13 protein-coding genes and 1 tRNA gene are annotated in these 16699 nt (G+C 43.2%); 3 read left to right on the top strand and 11 right to left on the bottom strand.

From position 1 onward, the window contains the following. Nucleotides 1-261 precede the first annotated feature (261 nt). A complete protein-coding gene (locus tag K358_RS0112810; protein WP_169716297.1) occupies nt 262-1893 on the top strand; it encodes a mechanosensitive ion channel family protein in 1632 nt (543 codons plus the stop codon). Nucleotides 1894-2171: 278 nt separating this feature from the next. Beyond that, entirely contained in the window at nt 2172-3665 is a 1494-nt protein-coding gene (locus K358_RS18490; protein ID WP_051241304.1) for a diguanylate cyclase domain-containing protein, read from the top strand. 109 nt (nt 3666-3774) lie between these two features. Here K358_RS18490 and K358_RS18485 read toward each other — a convergent pair whose 3' ends face one another. The 11 genes from K358_RS18485 to K358_RS0112750 all read right to left on the bottom strand — a co-directional run bounded on the left by K358_RS18485 (nt 3775) and on the right by K358_RS0112750 (nt 15511). Further along, on the bottom strand, nt 3775-4608 hold the full coding sequence (locus K358_RS18485; RefSeq protein WP_051241303.1) for an alpha/beta hydrolase: 834 nt from the start codon (nt 4606-4608) through the stop codon (nt 3775-3777). Nucleotides 4609-4887: 279 nt separating this feature from the next. After that, nucleotides 4888-6135, bottom strand: a complete 1248-nt coding sequence (gene prpF / locus K358_RS0112795) for a 2-methylaconitate cis-trans isomerase PrpF (RefSeq protein ID WP_051241302.1) — start codon at nt 6133-6135, stop codon at nt 4888-4890. Nucleotides 6136-6169: 34 nt separating this feature from the next. Next, a complete protein-coding gene (gene acnD, locus K358_RS0112790) occupies nt 6170-8761 on the bottom strand; it encodes a Fe/S-dependent 2-methylisocitrate dehydratase AcnD (protein ID WP_027697196.1) in 2592 nt (863 codons plus the stop codon). A gap of 24 nt (nt 8762-8785) precedes the next feature. Further along, on the bottom strand, nt 8786-9916 hold the full coding sequence (prpC, locus tag K358_RS0112785) for a bifunctional 2-methylcitrate synthase/citrate synthase (RefSeq protein WP_027697195.1): 1131 nt from the start codon (nt 9914-9916) through the stop codon (nt 8786-8788). A 645-nt stretch (nt 9917-10561) separates the two neighbouring features. Continuing rightward, the gene (gene prpB / locus K358_RS0112780; RefSeq protein WP_027697194.1) at nt 10562-11476 is read right to left on the bottom strand and encodes a methylisocitrate lyase; all 915 of its coding nucleotides are present in this window, start codon (nt 11474-11476) and stop codon (nt 10562-10564) included. A gap of 30 nt (nt 11477-11506) precedes the next feature. After that, a complete protein-coding gene (locus K358_RS0112775) occupies nt 11507-12196 on the bottom strand; it encodes a GntR family transcriptional regulator (RefSeq protein ID WP_027697193.1) in 690 nt (229 codons plus the stop codon). A 236-nt stretch (nt 12197-12432) separates the two neighbouring features. Further along, nucleotides 12433-13527 (bottom strand): HNH endonuclease, encoded by a 1095-nt coding sequence (locus K358_RS0112770; protein ID WP_027697192.1) that lies wholly within the window; start codon nt 13525-13527, stop codon nt 12433-12435. 7 nt (nt 13528-13534) lie between these two features. After that, nucleotides 13535-14131, bottom strand: coding sequence for a class I SAM-dependent methyltransferase (locus K358_RS0112765; protein WP_027697191.1), 597 nt, complete (start codon nt 14129-14131; stop codon nt 13535-13537). A 359-nt stretch (nt 14132-14490) separates the two neighbouring features. Continuing rightward, nucleotides 14491-14805 (bottom strand): Fic family protein, encoded by a 315-nt coding sequence (locus K358_RS18480; RefSeq protein WP_038150152.1) that lies wholly within the window; start codon nt 14803-14805, stop codon nt 14491-14493. A 36-nt stretch (nt 14806-14841) separates the two neighbouring features. After that, a tRNA-Ser gene (locus K358_RS0112755) sits at nt 14842-14929 on the bottom strand. Nucleotides 14930-15070: 141 nt separating this feature from the next. Beyond that, nucleotides 15071-15511, bottom strand: coding sequence for an L-alanine exporter AlaE (locus K358_RS0112750; RefSeq protein WP_027697190.1), 441 nt, complete (start codon nt 15509-15511; stop codon nt 15071-15073). Between the two features lie 331 nt (nt 15512-15842). Here K358_RS0112750 and K358_RS0112745 point away from each other — a divergent pair, with 331 nt between their 5' ends. Continuing rightward, complete coding sequence (locus K358_RS0112745) at nt 15843-16418, top strand: UPF0149 family protein (protein ID WP_027697189.1); 576 nt, start codon at nt 15843-15845, stop codon at nt 16416-16418. Nucleotides 16419-16699 lie beyond the last annotated feature (281 nt).

Raw genomic sequence — 16699 nt, 5'->3', positions numbered from 1 at the left:
GCAAGTTAGCACGCCAATATAATGAGAAGCGTGCGCAAGTTCACGCGCATTAACTTATAAAACATAAAGTCAGTCCAATGAGAAAATTTTGTCGTTAAAACAAGAAAATTGAATGATTTCACTTAGAAATAACCATAAATAATCTAAGCTTGTTGCGTTTGATTTCAAGTCAGTAATAATAGCGATAATAAACAACATTAAGATGGTTTACCCATGCGCTATTATTTAAATCTTTTCCTGATTCTTTTAATGACATTTTCAGTGTCTTCATTCGCCCAACAAAATGAAGATGTGTTGAGCAAAAGTGAAATTACTCAAATCACTAACACCATGAAAGACTTGGCCGATAAGGCTAAAACTTTAAAAGGTGAACGCTTATCTATTGTTCAATTAGAAATTTACAATATGAACGAGAGATTGCGTCAAGAACTCAGTAATGCGATGGATCGTACTGACCATGATACAAAGTTTTTAACCGAACAAATTCAGCTACAAACCAAGTACTACGATTTCTACCTGAAATATGTAGAGAAAAAATTAGACTCGCTACAAGATGATATTGAGCAATCAAGCAAAGAAGATCGCCTACTAAAACAAATTCCTTTAAATGAAATGCGCGTGGCACAAGCAGTATTATATTCAGAGCAATATCAAAATTACGCTTGGCTACAGAAACTTGATGTTAATATCGATGATGCGATTAAACCCTTTGCCCATCGCTTAGAGGAGCTTGCTCACTACACTTCGGCTGCTCTCAATTATTCACTAAAGCATAAAAAGTTGCTCCAAAGCCAATTAAAAGGCCTGCCGACGGGGCAAACAGACCAAATTAATCTAGAAGTTTCTTATCTACAACGTGATATTGATACTTACAGTAAAGCCTTGTCCTTATTAGTCGAGACCGGCGACTCGCTTAATGTTAATACCGTAGAACTCAGATATGAACTCTTTGTCGCAACGGGTGATATCACTCATGATTTACTCAGCTGGGCAGTGTTGAAATCAACGGTAATAAGCTGGGCAAGCCAGTTCAGCAGTTGGTTTATCTCCAATAGCCCAAACATGATTTTGAATGTCTTTATGTTCATTTTGATCATGGTTATTGCCAGAATCCTTGCCCAATTTGCCCAGAAGGTTTTAAAGAAAGCCGTTAGAGCGCCACATTTAAAACTGAGTAATTTAATGCAGCAATTTATTGTATCAATGTCAGTCAAGATGATCTTCTGTGTGGCGCTTTTAATCGCGCTAGCTCAAGTGGGACTTGACCTTACCCCCGTCATTGCAGGCTTAGGGGTCGCCAGTATTATCATTGGGTTTGCACTGCAAGATACTCTATCTAACTTTGCTTCTGGCATGATGCTTCTTATCTATCGTCCATTTGATGAAGGTGATTGGATTAATGCTGCTGGTGTTGAAGGGACTGTTAGCAATGTAAGCTTAGTGAACACTACAATACGAACCTTTGATAACGAAGTGCTATTGGTACCAAACTCAAAAATTTGGATGGAGGTGATCATCAACCGTACTTATGAAAAAGTGCGCCGTGTCGATATGGTTTTTGGTATCGGCTACAAAGACTCTATTCCAAAGGCTGAAAAAATCTTTGAAGAAATTCTTGCTGCGGATGAACGTGTATTAAAAACACCGGCCCCTATCATTAAAGTGAATACATTAAATGAATCATCGGTGGATTTTGTTGTTCGCCCTTGGGTAAGGACTGAAGACTATGTGGACGTGATGCGCGATTGTACCCGGGAAGTAAAAATGCGTTTTGATGAAGCGGGAATCAACATTCCATTCCCACAACGAGATGTTCACTTGCACATTAGCAACCCTGAAGCACTTATTGCGGTAAAACAGACTACCTCAGAAAATAGCAACCGCGACGCTTAATTCATTCAGCAAAAGCAGATTATCTGAGCCCTTATTTCGCCTAGTTATCAGTGGGCGATGAGGGCTTAAATTTATCCACTTTTCTTGTTTTATATCATCGATAATCTTGATCTAAATAGCTTATCAATCACCAATTTCTGATGTGATCTTTCTCACACTTTTTCGCTTACTGGCCCTCCCTTTATTAATAAAAAAAGTTCATCGCTAATAATTCAATACTAAAGACAAAAAGTGGTATTATCTCATTTTACTCAGACAGTCTATAGGCACCGTACGGCATGAATAAAAAGCCAATGATCATTACGTTGATCTTCGTATTATCAACTCTTATATGTTCATCCATTGGTTACACTGTCGTACAGTTCTACAATGTAGAAAAACGCCTGACTCGCACCACGCAACATGTCTTTCATCAAACCGTTAAAGCTACTTATGACATCATTGATACGACGGTTAATGAAGCGATGGAGAACTATCTACGCGGTGTTGCCTTTACCGTTAAGGACGTAGTGACGGTTACACAAAATAAATCTTTGCATTTTAAAGACCAAAACATCGAGTATGCTCTTGATGCATTAATCAATCAGATTCATGTTGGAAAAAGTGGCTATGTTTCTATTCTCAGTCCTAGTGGTATTTATCTCTCTCACCCTTACTTTAAAAATACCGATGTTTCACACTTTACCTTTATTCAAAAGCAACTATCCCAAAGCTCTTCATTTTTAGAATATGAATGGAAAAATCCAGGTGATGAAAAGCCACGCCTTAAAGTCGCATTCTCAGTCAAACTACCCAATGGTAATGTTGTTTCCGCCTCCGTCTACAAAAGCGAGATGCTGTCATTAGTCGATCGTGATTTTTTAAAGCAAAAACTGCGTGAATATAACTATGGAAAAACCGGTTATGTTTATGTCATGAATAGTCATGGACAACTGATATTGCACCCTACTAATGAAGGGCAACCCATTAGTACCTTGATTGGCAATAGCGCCAACCGCTTTATGGCACAAGCACTAAGCGATCATCAAGGTACGTTTACTTATTTACTACACTCTCCGAATGGCCAAGAAGTCACCAAAACCGTTGCCTACATATATTACCCATTTTTAGATTGGATCATCGCAGCCGGGATTTCTACTGCAGAATTGACCCACTCGACGACCTTATTATCTCATGGCCTATTAATGGCTGGAGTGAGCTTATTCCTAGTGATTGGCGCTTTAGTTGTTACCTTAACTTATCGCCATAAACGCCAACTTAGAGCCGAGAAAAAAGACTTCTTAACTGGGTTACATAATCGTCGTAGCTTTATGCAATACGCGAACTCTAAACGCACTAAACTGGATAATGGTTACTCAGTGATCATCCTCGATATAGACTACTTTAAAGCCATTAATGACACCTATGGCCACAATGAAGGTGACAATGCGATTAGAGAAACCGCCAATATTTTGAAGCAATATCAATCAAGACGAATCCTCGCCTCTCGACATGGTGGTGAAGAGTTTGTACTTCTTTTACAAAATATGAATCTACATCAAGCCTATTTACTGGCTGAACTTATTCGCTCACAAGTCGCCGCCATTGATTGCCTACCAACTCAATTTACGATCAGTGCTGGTATCTATGAAAGTACAAAAGCTGGCACTCCTGTGAGCGAAGCCATCTCTTATGCAGATCATGCGTTATACCAAGCTAAACAGACTGGCCGTAATAAGGTTGTAAGCTATCAACCTGAGTTTGATGAAATGACTCACGGTAATAAAAACTAGTCACGGTTAAGCTAGAGTAAATTAAATAGATAGGATTCCTGAGTCTGAATATCTTTAACCATCAAGAATGCTTTAACATCTAGTTCTAGAGTTAGTTTCTAGGTTAGATTTATCGATTATGTTCAAACAAACGGTCTAACCAGGCTGAACATAAATCTCCCCAGCACTGTACTTCTGGCTCAATTTTCAGCCCTGTTCCATCATCGGTTAATGCATTGGCTCGCGAAATCCCATGTGGCCCACGTTGAAAAATATGCAACTCATAAGGCACGCCTTGATCATCTAGTGCGCTAGCAAATTTCAAACTATCAGAAGCCGGTACTGATTGGTCTTCGGTCGTGTGGAAAAGAAAGGTCGGAGGCGTGTGCGGCCCAACATTGTGATGGCAAGTAACCGTCGAAATCATCTGCGGATCATCAAATTTCTCACGCAGAATATTCTTCAAATTGGCTTCAATATTTAACTTCATCCAATCTGTGGTGATCACTGGATACGCCAAAACTAGCGCGTTAGGTTTATGCTCTTGCCCTTCTACGCCAGCCAATTGCTGATACTCTTCACGGTTCCACAGAGTGCCAACGCTCGCCGCTAAATGCCCACCAGCTGAGAAACCAAGCAAGGCAATTTTATCAGGGTGAATATTGTAGTGCTGATGCTGCTGACGAACATGAGCAATCGCTTTAAAAGCATCGAGCATAGGTTGAGGAAATGCTGCGTGTTCTTGAATCGAATAGCGCAGAATAAACACGTTATAACCCTTGGCTAACCAAGAAAATGCCACCGGATCAGATTCCCTTTCTGATAGCACTTTATAGCCGCCACCGGGGAAGATAATCACTGCTGGCAATGCCGTTTGATTTGGTAGTTCACTGCGTTTAGGCTGGATATAAGAGGTTAAACTGACACGTTGATCATCTGAAAAATACACGACATCTTGCTGCATGTTTTATCCTTAAACAAAAAGAGTTAATATCAAGTGAGTTCACCATTTTGAAACTACTTGAGTATTATACTCAAAGTAATTGGAGTTGCAGTGAGGCGACAAGTGAATGAGGCCCCATGAGCATAGCTCGCCTATGTGATTGAGGCGAAAGAACGCCGTCAACAAAGCTGCAGCTTCAAGTACGAAGAGTATAGATAGTAACAAAAGACATCGTGTAACCTAGTGATTTATCTAGTAGCTGTGAACCTGATAAAAAATTCCGCTATTAAAATTCCTTTATTAAAACTGATCGGGCACGCGAACCCAGCCTTCCATTAATATCCGCGCACTGCGGCTCATGCTGGCTTTTTCTATCTTCCAATCTCGCTCACCATTTTCAAGCAAAGTATAGCTAGCCTTAGCACCAATTTTTAAGCTGCCAGATGGGTGGCCAAACACCACAGATTCGCGCTCGCCACCACCCGCGGCAAGATTCACAATTGTACCCGGCACACTAGCCGCGGAACCAATTGCCACCGCCGCGGTGCCCATCATGGCATGGTGCAATTTCCCCATTGATAAGGCGCGGACTAACACATCAATATCACCGGCATTCACCGACTGCTCGCTAGACGTCACATAGCTTTTGGGCGAGCTAACAAAAGCAATTTTAGGTGTGTGCTGCCGCTGCTTAGCTTGGTCAACATGTTCAATTAAACCCATTTTAACTGCGCCGTAAGCACGAATGGTTTCAAACATGGCTAACGCTTTTTCATCATTATTGATGTGATCTTGCAATTCAGTGCCTTGATAACCGAGTGCTTGCGCATCAATAAACATGGTTGGAATACCAGAATTAATAAAGGTCGTTTGAAAACAGCCTATTCCCGGAACTTCAAGCTCATCGACCACATTACCAGTTGGAAACATCGAACCTTTACCATCGGCAGCTTCACCATCAGCAGGTTCACTATCAGAAGGATCCAGAAAATCCACTTGAATTTCCGCCGCAGGAAAGGTCACGCCATCGAGCTCGAAACCCCCGAGTTCTTGCACCTGACCATGCTTAATCGGCACGTGCGTGACTATGGTTTTGTTAATGTTCACTTGGCGAATTCGAACTGCTAACCGCCCTTGTTCTGGGATTTTACTCTCATCTATTAACCCCATATGCAGCGCCATGGCACCGACGCCAGAAGACAAATTACCGCAGTTACCACTCCAATCAACAAAAGGGCTATCGATAGACACTTGGCCAAACAGGTAATCGACATCGTACTCTGGGCTATCGCTTTTGGATAAAATCACCACTTTGCTGGTACTTGAAGTTGCGCCGCCCATGCCATCAATTTGTTTGCCGTACGGATCTGGACTACCAATCACCCGCAGCAAAAAGTGGTCGCGGCTTTCTCCGGCTTGTTGAACGCTTTCAGGTAGTTCCGCCAAGTTGAAAAACACACCTTTACTGGTTCCGGCGCGCATGTAGGTTGCTGGAACTTTTATTTGTCGCGCGCCAGACATTTGTGACACCGTCACCGATTGATTCATATTTAAAACCCTCTATATCCTGCATCTACACCAGTTAATGCGCCAAAAAGTCTTGTGCGAAACGCTGTAATACGCCACCCGCTTGATACACCGACACTTCATCAGCGGTATCTAAACGGCAAGTGACTTCAACTTCGACTATTTCGCCTTTTTGATCTCCATTTACCCGAGTAATCACTAATACCAAATCACAACCTGGGGTAATGTCCCCTTTCACGTCATATAACTCGGTGCCATCGAGTGCCAAAGTATGTCGATTAGTCCCTTGTTTAAATTGCAACGGTAGTACGCCCATGCCAACTAGGTTAGTACGGTGAATACGTTCAAAGCCTTCTGCCACAATCGCCTCAACGCCAGCTAAGCGAACGCCTTTAGCTGCCCAATCGCGTGATGAACCTTGGCCATAGTCAGCACCTGCAACAATAATCAACGGCTGCTTACGCTGCATGTAGGTTTCAATGGCTTCCCACATACGAGTGACTTGGCCTTCTGGTTCAACTCTCGCCCAAGAGCCTTGTTTGACTTCGCCATTTTCCACCACCATTTCATTAAACAGTTTCGGGTTAGCAAAGGTCGCACGTTGCGCAGTTAGGTGATCGCCTCGATGGGTCGCATACGAGTTAAAATCTTGTTCTGGCAGCCCCATTTGGGCTAGGTATTCCCCTGCCGCACTGGAAGCTAAAATCGCATTAGATGGTGATAAATGATCGGTAGTAATGTTATCGCCGAGAATCACCAGCGGCCGCATGCCTTTTAAAGTACATTCTCTGGCCAGCGCGCCTTCCCAATACGGCGGGCGGCGAATATAGGTACTCATTTTACGCCAGTCATACAGCGGCTTGGTTTGATAAATGTTGCTATCTTTTTCAAACATCTTCACATAAATTTGCTGAAATTGTTCCGGCTTCACATGCTCATTGACTACCTGATCAATTTCTTCATCCGTTGGCCATAAGTCATTTAGATAGATTGGATTACCTTGCCCATCATGACCTAACGCATCTTGCTCAATATCAAAACGAATGGTTCCCGCAAGCGCATAAGCCACGACCAATGGCGGAGAAGCTAAGAACGCTTGTTTGGCATAAGGGTGAATGCGACCATCAAAATTACGATTGCCCGATAACACCGCGGTGGTGTAAACATCACGCTCAATAATTTCTTGCTGAATCGCCGGATCAAGCGCGCCGCTCATACCATTACAAGTGGTGCAGGCATAGCCGACAATGCCAAAGCCTAGTTGCTCTAATTCGGATAATAAACCCGCTTCTTCAAGATATAACTTGGCGACTTTAGATCCCGGTGCAAAAGAGGTTTTCACCCAAGGCTGACGCACTAAACCAAGTTGATTGGCTTTTTTCGCCACCAGCCCTGCCGCAACTACATTACGAGGATTACTAGTATTGGTGCATGAGGTAATGGCAGCAATGATCACTGCGCCATCTGGCAATTCACCTTCTTTCTTTTGCCACGCGCTGGCTATACCGCGTTCTGTTAATTGATTGGTAGGCAAACGACGATGGGGATTGGACGGCCCAGCCATATTGCGCTGCACACTAGAAAGATCGAATTCCAGTACTCGTTCATAATCCACATTAGCTAAATCATCAGCCCATAAACCGGTTTGTTTGGCGTATTGTTCAACCAAAGCAACTTGCTTCTCATCACGCCCAGTCAGTTTTAAGTATTGAATGGTTTGTTCATCGATATAAAACATGCCCGCGGACGCGCCGTATTCAGGGGTCATATTAGAAATGGTCGCGCGATCGCCAATGGTTAAATCACGCGCTCCTTCGCCGAAGAACTCTAGGTAGGCAGACACGACTTTTTGATTGCGCAGAAACTCGGTTATTGCCAGCACAATATCGGTCGCGGTAATACCCGGTTGACGCTTACCGGCCAGCTTTACGCCTACAATATCTGGCAAGCGCATCATCGACGGACGCCCAAGCATCACGGTCTCGGCTTCTAGTCCACCAACGCCAATCGCAATCACGCCTAATGCATCCACATGCGGCGTATGGCTATCGGTTCCCACGCAAGTATCGGGAAAGGCAATCCCCTGTTTGGCTTGAATAACCGGAGACATTTTCTCTAAGTTAATTTGATGCATAATCCCATTACCGGCTGGGATCACGCTGACATTTTCAAAGGCGGTTTTACACCACTCGATAAAATGAAAGCGGTCTTCATTGCGTCTATCTTCTATGGCGCGATTTTTATCAAATGCATCGCCTTCAAAGCCAGCATGTTCTACCGCCAATGAGTGATCGACAATCAATTGAGTTTCAACGACCGGATTCACTTTGGCCGGATCGCCACCTTGTTCGGCAATCGCATCACGCAAGCCCGCTAAATCAACCAACGCCGTTTGACCTAAAATGTCATGACACACGACCCGCGCCGGATACCAGGGAAAATCCAAGTCTCGTTTACGCTCTATAAGCTGGCGCAGCGACGCTTGTAAATGTTCAGGCTCGCAACGACGCACTAAATTTTCTGCCAACACGCGTGAGGTATAAGGCAAACCTTGATAAGCCCCAGCTTGAATGTCTTCTACCGCCGCGCGCGCATCGAAATACTCCAGCCCGGTATCGGGTAATACTTTTCGATATTGATTGTTCATCATTTTCTCCAAACCTTGATTTGATCATGCTCGTTGCGAGATCGGCAGCCACTCTTGATGCTCTGGCCCTTCATAATCCGCACTAGGACGGATAATTCGATTATTGGCTCGCTGCTCAAACACATGCGCTGACCAACCAGTGAGTCGACTCATCACAAATATTGGCGTGAATAACTTGGTGGGAATATCCATAAAGTGATAAGCCGAAGCATGGAAGAAATCGGCATTGCAGAACAAATCTTTTTCACGTTTCATTACGGCTTCGACACGCTCTGAAACCGCATAAAGTTGTGTATCACCTACCGCTTCAGAAAGCTTTTTCGACCATTGTTTAATCAGTGCATTACGAGGATCGCTTTCCCGATAAATCGCATGCCCAAAGCCCATGATCTTGTCATTGTTGGCTAGCATTTTCAGAATATTGGCTTCCGCTTCATCTGGCGTTTGCCAATCTTGGATCATTTCCATCGCCGCTTCATTAGCACCGCCATGCAACGGCCCACGCAGACTACCAATGGCCGCAGTAATACAAGAATGAATATCAGACAAGGTTGAAGCGCACACCCGCGCAGTAAAGGTTGAGGCATTAAATTCATGCTCAGCGTATAAAATCAATGAACAATGCATCACTTGTTTATGCAGTTCACTCGGAGCTTTATCGGTGAGTAGTTTGAGAAAATAACCGCCGATGGAATCTTCACTTTGATCGAAAGTATCGACTCGCACGCCATCATGACTAAAGCGATACCAGTAACAAATAATAGCCGGAAACAACGCTAACATACGTTCTGTCGCCACTTGCTGTTGGGTAAAGTCGGTTTCTTGTTCTAGATTGCCAAGCACAGAACAACCTGTACGCATCACATCCATTGGATGAGCATCTGCCGGGATCAGTTCCAATGTTTGTTTAAGCGCATCCGGCAGCCCACGCAGCGCAATTAAACGGGTTTTATAAGCATCTAGTTCGGTTTGATTCGGCAAATGCCCGACTAGTAGTAGATGTGCCACTTCTTCAAATTGGGCGTGATGGGCTAAGTCGGTAATATCATAGCCGCGGTAAGTTAATCCGGTACCTGATTTACCGACAGTACACAACGAAGTCGTGCCTGCACTTTGTCCACGTAAACCGGCTCCAGCTAAAGTTTTGTTTGTCATTTGAACTCCTTTTCTATATCACCGCGTTCGCTCTATTGGCATCGTGCTTAGTGCACTTGGTGGGCAGTGATATGGTTTTCACGTTATTGGTTTATCGAATATCGGGAGCTTCGCTTCTCGTTTCTCGTAGCTCGAAAAAAGCACCGTCATTTCTGTCACATTCTTTTAAGTCGTCATTCCTGAGGAGCCGAAAGGCGACATCAGAAATCTCCTACCGCATGTGACTCAGTCAATTACTGTGGGAGATCCTGAACTGCGCTCCTACGTCGCTTTTCAGGATGACGCTTCTGCTCTTACACGTAGCGAAGCGTTCACTCCACACGCAACCCGAAACAGAAAACACCGTCATTCCTGCCGAGCCTAGGCGAGAGCGGGAATCTAATCACCACACCTTATATACCTAGATCCTCGATGTCGCTGAGGCTCCTCAAGGATGACGACTTGGTTGGCTAATACTCTCTGGGCTACAATTTAAGCCTTTCTACGACGCTCACAACACGAAACAGAAAACACCGTCATTCCTGCCGAGCCTAGGCGAGAGCGGGAATCTAATCACCACACCTTGTATACCTAGATCCTCGATGTCGCCTAGGCTCCTCAAGGATGACGACTTGGTTAATTCGCGCTCTTCCAGCTCAGCTCTTACTATTCTTCCGAAAACAACTGATCCAGCTTATCCTCATAATCATGATATTTAAGATGCTGATACAACTCCGCCCTAGTCTGCATTTGATCAAGCAACGCTTCTTGATTGCCCTCAACCAATAAATGCTTATAGACATTTTCTGCCGCGCGGTTCATTGCCCGAAATGCGCTTAATGGGTAAAGCACCATATCCACTTTAGCTTTGGCTAATTGCTCACCGTTAAATAATGGCGTTTGGCCGAACTCAGTAATGTTGGCCAGAATCGGCACATGACGCCCAACTGCAGACTGCAATGCTTCAGAAAACTGCACATATTGCTCTAACTGGTTCATCGCTTCTGGGAAGATCATATCCGCGCCGGCTTCGACACAAGCAATCGCACGTTCAATGGCTTTATCAATACCTTCAATCGCTAGTGCATCGGTACGTGCCATCACCACAAAGCTTTCATCGCTGCGAGCATCTACCGCGGCTTTTACTCGGTCGACCATTTCTTGTTGGCTCACAATCGCTTTATTAGGACGATGACCACAACGCTTCTGCGCCACTTGGTCTTCCATGTGAACCGCCGCTGCGCCAGCTTTTTCCATTGCCTTAATGGTGCGCGCAATATTAAACGCGCCACCAAATCCGGTATCGATATCCACTAGCAAAGGCAGATCACACGCATTGGTAATCCGCTCAACATCCACCAGCACATCATTAAGAGTTGTAATGCCGAGATCGGGCAAACCATAAGACGCATTGGCAATACCACCACCAGAAAGGTAAATCGCCTGATGACCAATATTCTTTGCCATCATGGCGCAATAAGGGTTTATCGTACCGACGATTTGCAGCGGATCATTTTGCTCTACCGCGAGCCGAAACTTTTGTCCTTGAGTCAATTGTTGCCTCTGGCTTAATGTCACCATTGTCGTTCTCCTTAACTTGAATATGTTTATCTAACCGATTTGCTGCTCGATTAACTTGCGACTACCTGAAATGTGTCGACGCATCAGCATTTCCGCCAATTCTTCATCACGATTCTTAATAGCCTGAAAAATAAATAGATGTTCGTTGAGCGCATCAACCGGACGGGAATGCGAACGTGGGGATTGATAACGATACATGCGTAATAAGTGATACAGCTCATCACACAACAAAGTAATCAATTGAGCATTACGGCTGGCTTTAATAATGCAGTAGTGGAAATCAAAATCGCCGTGCTGATGAAAATAAGACTGACCATCCGATTGATTGATATGCTCAGAATGTGTCGACAATACCTGTTCTAATGCATCGATTTCATCATCGGTCATACAACGCGCCGCCAAGCGAGCGGCCATGCCTTCCAATGCTTCACGCACCGCATATAAATCAATAAGCTTTTGCTGCGAGAACGTCGTTACCCTCGCCCCAACATGTGGAATACGCTCAATTAAACCCAAAGCTTCTACCCGCATAATCGCTTCACGCAACGGCCCACGGCTGACCGAGAAACACTTAGCCAGCTCAGGCTCAGAGATTTTACTCCCCGGCTCAAGCTCACCATTCACAATCGCTTCAATTAAATACTCGGTCAGGCTTTCTGATTTAGTATGCTCTTTAACATCAGAAATATTGTTTACCACGCTGTCTGCCACACTCGCCATTTACACTCACTCCAACACCAAAGTGTCAACAATCTATATTTAATGGTGATAAATTAAGCGACAAAGGAGGCGTGTGTCAAAGAGATTGTCGACAATTTGGGTTTTATTGATAGAAAAGAAAGTAAGAATGTGAGCGTGGTGGCAAAAGTGCTAGTAGGAAAAGTGTAGAGATGGAAAAAATGATAGGGAAAATAACAATAAAAGGAACAATGGAAAATATAAGCTAGATTTTTCAACTATTCATATTTTGCAGGTTTTTCAGCCACTAGACCTAGCGGTTGGCTATATTGCAATGGCTGACTTACCGCTAACTCAAAGCTATCTTTTGCTAGCCAAAGTTTTGCACCATTACTGTTTGCGACTTGGTAGGCCCAATTACTTACCGCGCGAGACTTATCTGCATCGCAGTGAAAATAGGCGCTCAACTCAGATTCAATCGTCGCTTTAAACTGGACGAGGTTTTGATCTTCCCAATTCTCTCTATGCTTCTGCCCTGCTAAAAAATCACGTTTATTGTTATTACAAGCTCGATGGGCAGCGACAAAGTTATGGCCTAGGTCATTGGCATAACGAGCAAAAGGAATAAAGTGATCCACTTCTGTATTTCCATTTAACGGCTTTTGGCAGTAAAAACACAGACCATGTTGTAATTCTTCGAGTATCGGCTTTGCTTTGCCTAGTGCATTGCGGTCTAAACCAAATAGAAAATCATGCAACTGACTTTGTGGGCCAATCAAACTTTGATTATGTTTAATACTTTGAATTTTTTGTAGCCATGAGTTTTTGGCTAAATAGACAACCAGATCGTAAAAACGTCTAAAGCAAGAAGCAATGCCTGGCTTTAACGTAATGTACGATTGGCCTTTACTATGGGGATAAAGAAAGCACTCTTCTTGTTTAGCAAGAATTTGTAGACGCCAAAGAGGCCCATCTTTTAAGGTTTGCATGGCGGCTTTAAAAACACTTGGCCAATGTTCACTTTGCTTTAACGCCCGTAAACTGCGGATGTTATTTTGCTGGCATTCGTAAAGCACCGAAATGACTTTAGATTGCCCGCCACTATTCTGTTTAAGTAGCGCCATTTCACCCGTATGTTCTGATGAAAATGGTACAGCATGATGCCAATACAAAATAATCAGCTTTTCAGCTAACAGATCTAAAGGAATATTCAGGTCGCTGTTTTCATATACAAATGGTTGTTCGACACAGACATCAGCCAGCGCATGCAATAAAGCAAACTTATACGTTGCCGTAAAATCACCTTCAACAAGCAAACGTTGAATGTAGGCAATAAAATCTAGTTGCTGCTGTTGGTGATGAATTGGTGTCATATTCACTCTAATTTTGTTGGCTTAATACAACCGTTTCCCAAATCACTGAGTTACGCTGCAATACATCATCGGAATCGGATTGTTGGCATATCACCAAACCTACTTGATTGGCCAAGCTTTCAATTTCTTTAATAGACACATCGTAGCCTTCTCGCCCATCATCAAAGTCACCATGACGCAGTGTAATAACGATCTTACCTTGAGCATTTAATTGTTCAGCTAAAGCTTTTAATGAAGCAGGACGTAGCTCAACTGGAATATGCATCCAAACCGCAGATAATAAGATCAAATCAAATTGACGAGCCAATGCCTCAACACCGACTAAATCTGGTAGGTAGTCTCCAAACCATTGAATCGAATCTGGTGAGTTTTGTTGCCCTAGTTGACGTAGATTATCGCAAGGCTCTACTGCCACGACAGAACAACCTTGATTCACAAACCAACGCGAGTCACGCCCAGAGCCAGCACCAATATCTAAAACATTAGATCCAGATTGAGGCCAATATTCTTGCCAGGACTGATGAACCGATTCAAAGGTAACGGAATCATATTGCTCAACAAATTGAGCTGCATTTTCGTTATAGATAGCAATTGTTTGGGACATAAGAAAACCAGAGGTAAGTCATTTTTTTATAATGATATATGGCTCAGTTAGATATGGCGATGAGAGATAAAGAAAATATAGAGGCCTGTAGGCTAAAAAAGCCCCCAACAATCTGCTAGGGCCTCAAGAATGTGGCGGAGTGAGGCCTACGACTTAAGATTGTAAACAACTGTTATTACCTAACGTATTACTTATCAGATATGCTCATTCTAACAATCAACTTTACCATCGCAGTAAAGCTCTAAACCTTTCCTAGGAGATGACATTTCTGCTATGAGACGCTAGAATCAAAAGAACTATTTAGCTAATCATCAATTATACAACGGGAGGATTTATGAGCTATGAAACGAAATTTAACATCATTGTCCCGTCTGCACCGTAATAAACTTTTGTTTTGGGCTGGTTGGTTTATCGGGAATAGTTAAAGCCAATTTACTAGCGTCAATCAAAGGTTTTAAAATATTTTTTATAAAGTATTCACGGTTTTTCAAACCTAAGTGCTGTTGAATCTGTTCTCTATTTTTGGGCGTCATGCAATAAGATAATACCGCACTCTCATAGTTATTAGCTTCCGGGGTAGCTTGTTTTAATGTCTCTTGAGATTCAATAATAGAGCAACCGTTATGGTCAGATAAAAAATTGCCCTTATTGGTTTTGGTGATCTTCAGGCACAAAAAAAAGACGTCCTAGGACGTCTTTTTTCAAGAATGTGGCGGTGAGTGAGAGATTCGAACTCTCGGTACGTTGCCGTACACACACTTTCCAGGCGTGCTCCTTCAGCCACTCGGACAACTCACCGAATTTTGTTGTTAAGGCTTTGCTTAACGAGGCGCTAATTTAATGATTATGCTGAGTAAGGTCAAGCGCTTTGGGGCTTTTTCCAGTGTTTTGTGGTTAAGTGGTCAATATTTAACTTATTTCGTTATCTCACCACTGGCCTTATGTGTACATCGGTACTCTAAACCACTTACGACACGCATCTAAGAACACGCCATACACTACGCCCATTCCACCTGCGACGACGGCGTTGCTGATCACTGCGGTTAAGATTTGATTTGGGGTTGCGCCGACGACTAATAAAATCAGGGCATAAACTGGCGACTGAAATGTCACATAAGCAAACATATCGGCTAATTTTTTTACCCAGCGACTCATAGAGATATGTTGGCTTTTACGTAGTATCCAATCTCTAAATAAACCGTATGGAATGGCGATAATAATGTTTACTGGAATCGATAGTGTTCTTGAGGCTAGTGATTGGTGAAAAGACATGCCTGATACGAAGATCTCTATCGCCATGCCGGCAATAAAGCTAAACACTACCATTGCAAACATATCGGCTGCGGCTTGGCGAAAGCGGGCTGAACCTGAAAACGACATTTGCTAACCTACCTATCAAGAATAAAAAACTAATAAAATTGATGAGTTAAGTCGTGATTCACTACCCTTCTCACTTTAGGCAGATTATATTCCTATTGCACCAACCAAATCAAAGTATTAAAAACCATTTAATTTAAATATAGTGGTTTTTACAGTTACATTTTCAAAGTAAACCCAGTTTATAAATCTGTATATTTAATTTAAAGCAAATGGATTCACTAGTCTTTCAATTGGGCATTTGTTCAAAGAGTTTTAAACTTTTCTAATAACGGTATGTTCTCACCTATGAGCTTGCTATCATTACCTCATCATTTGTGAATAGGTAAATACCGTGACGTTAGATGAACTACTAAGCCAACCTGAGCTTGAAAACAAATTATTGAATGCCGCGCAAACACAAGGCTTTATCACTGCTATGGCAGCTGCACCACATTTGCTTGATCCTTCTGAATGGCTTCCGTTCTTATGGGGTGGTGAAGAGACGGCTCCTTTTGAAACTGCTGAACAGTTTGAGCAATATGCTGAACTTGTTATTGCAGAATGGAACCGTATTCACCCTGCTTTGCTTGAAGGCACCTGGAGCTGGCCTGAAGGCTACGCGTTGGATGAAGAAGAAGTGGTAACTGAATCGGTTCGTGACTTTGCTGAAGGCTTATTACAAGGCTGGCAGCTTAGCCGTGATGATTGGGAAAACTTGATGCCTGAAGATAGTGAAGATAACGCATTACTAGGTGGCGTATTGCTGTCTGTTAGTATGCTTTATGATCCAGAAACGGCAATTATGACGCTATCTGACCAAGGGTTAACGGGTTTGGATGAGTTTGCTGAGATCTACAACGCGATGCCTGTCATGCTGTGTGGTTTAACGCTGCGTGGTAATCAGTTAGCACAAGATACGAATCATTAATATTGCGAGGCTCGAGTCTCGGGCGCTTCGCTTCTCGTGGCTCGGATAGAAGAAGATTGTTGCGAGAGCCGAGAACGCTTCGCTTCGGGTTACGTGTTAGAGCAAAAAAAAAGAAAGGCCGATATATTGGATTATATCGGCCTTATTTGTGTGCGTTATAATGTTATAGGGAAAACGTTAGGAGATCCTGAACTGCGCTCCTACGTCGCTTTTCAGGATGACGGTTGATTAGTTTTAGCTTTTACACTTAGCGAAGCGCTCACGCTACACACCACTCAAAA

The organism is Vibrio litoralis DSM 17657 (assembly GCF_000426765.1).
GTDB lineage: Bacteria > Pseudomonadota > Gammaproteobacteria > Enterobacterales > Vibrionaceae > Vibrio > Vibrio litoralis.
This window is presented reverse-complemented; position numbering and strand designations above follow the sequence as displayed.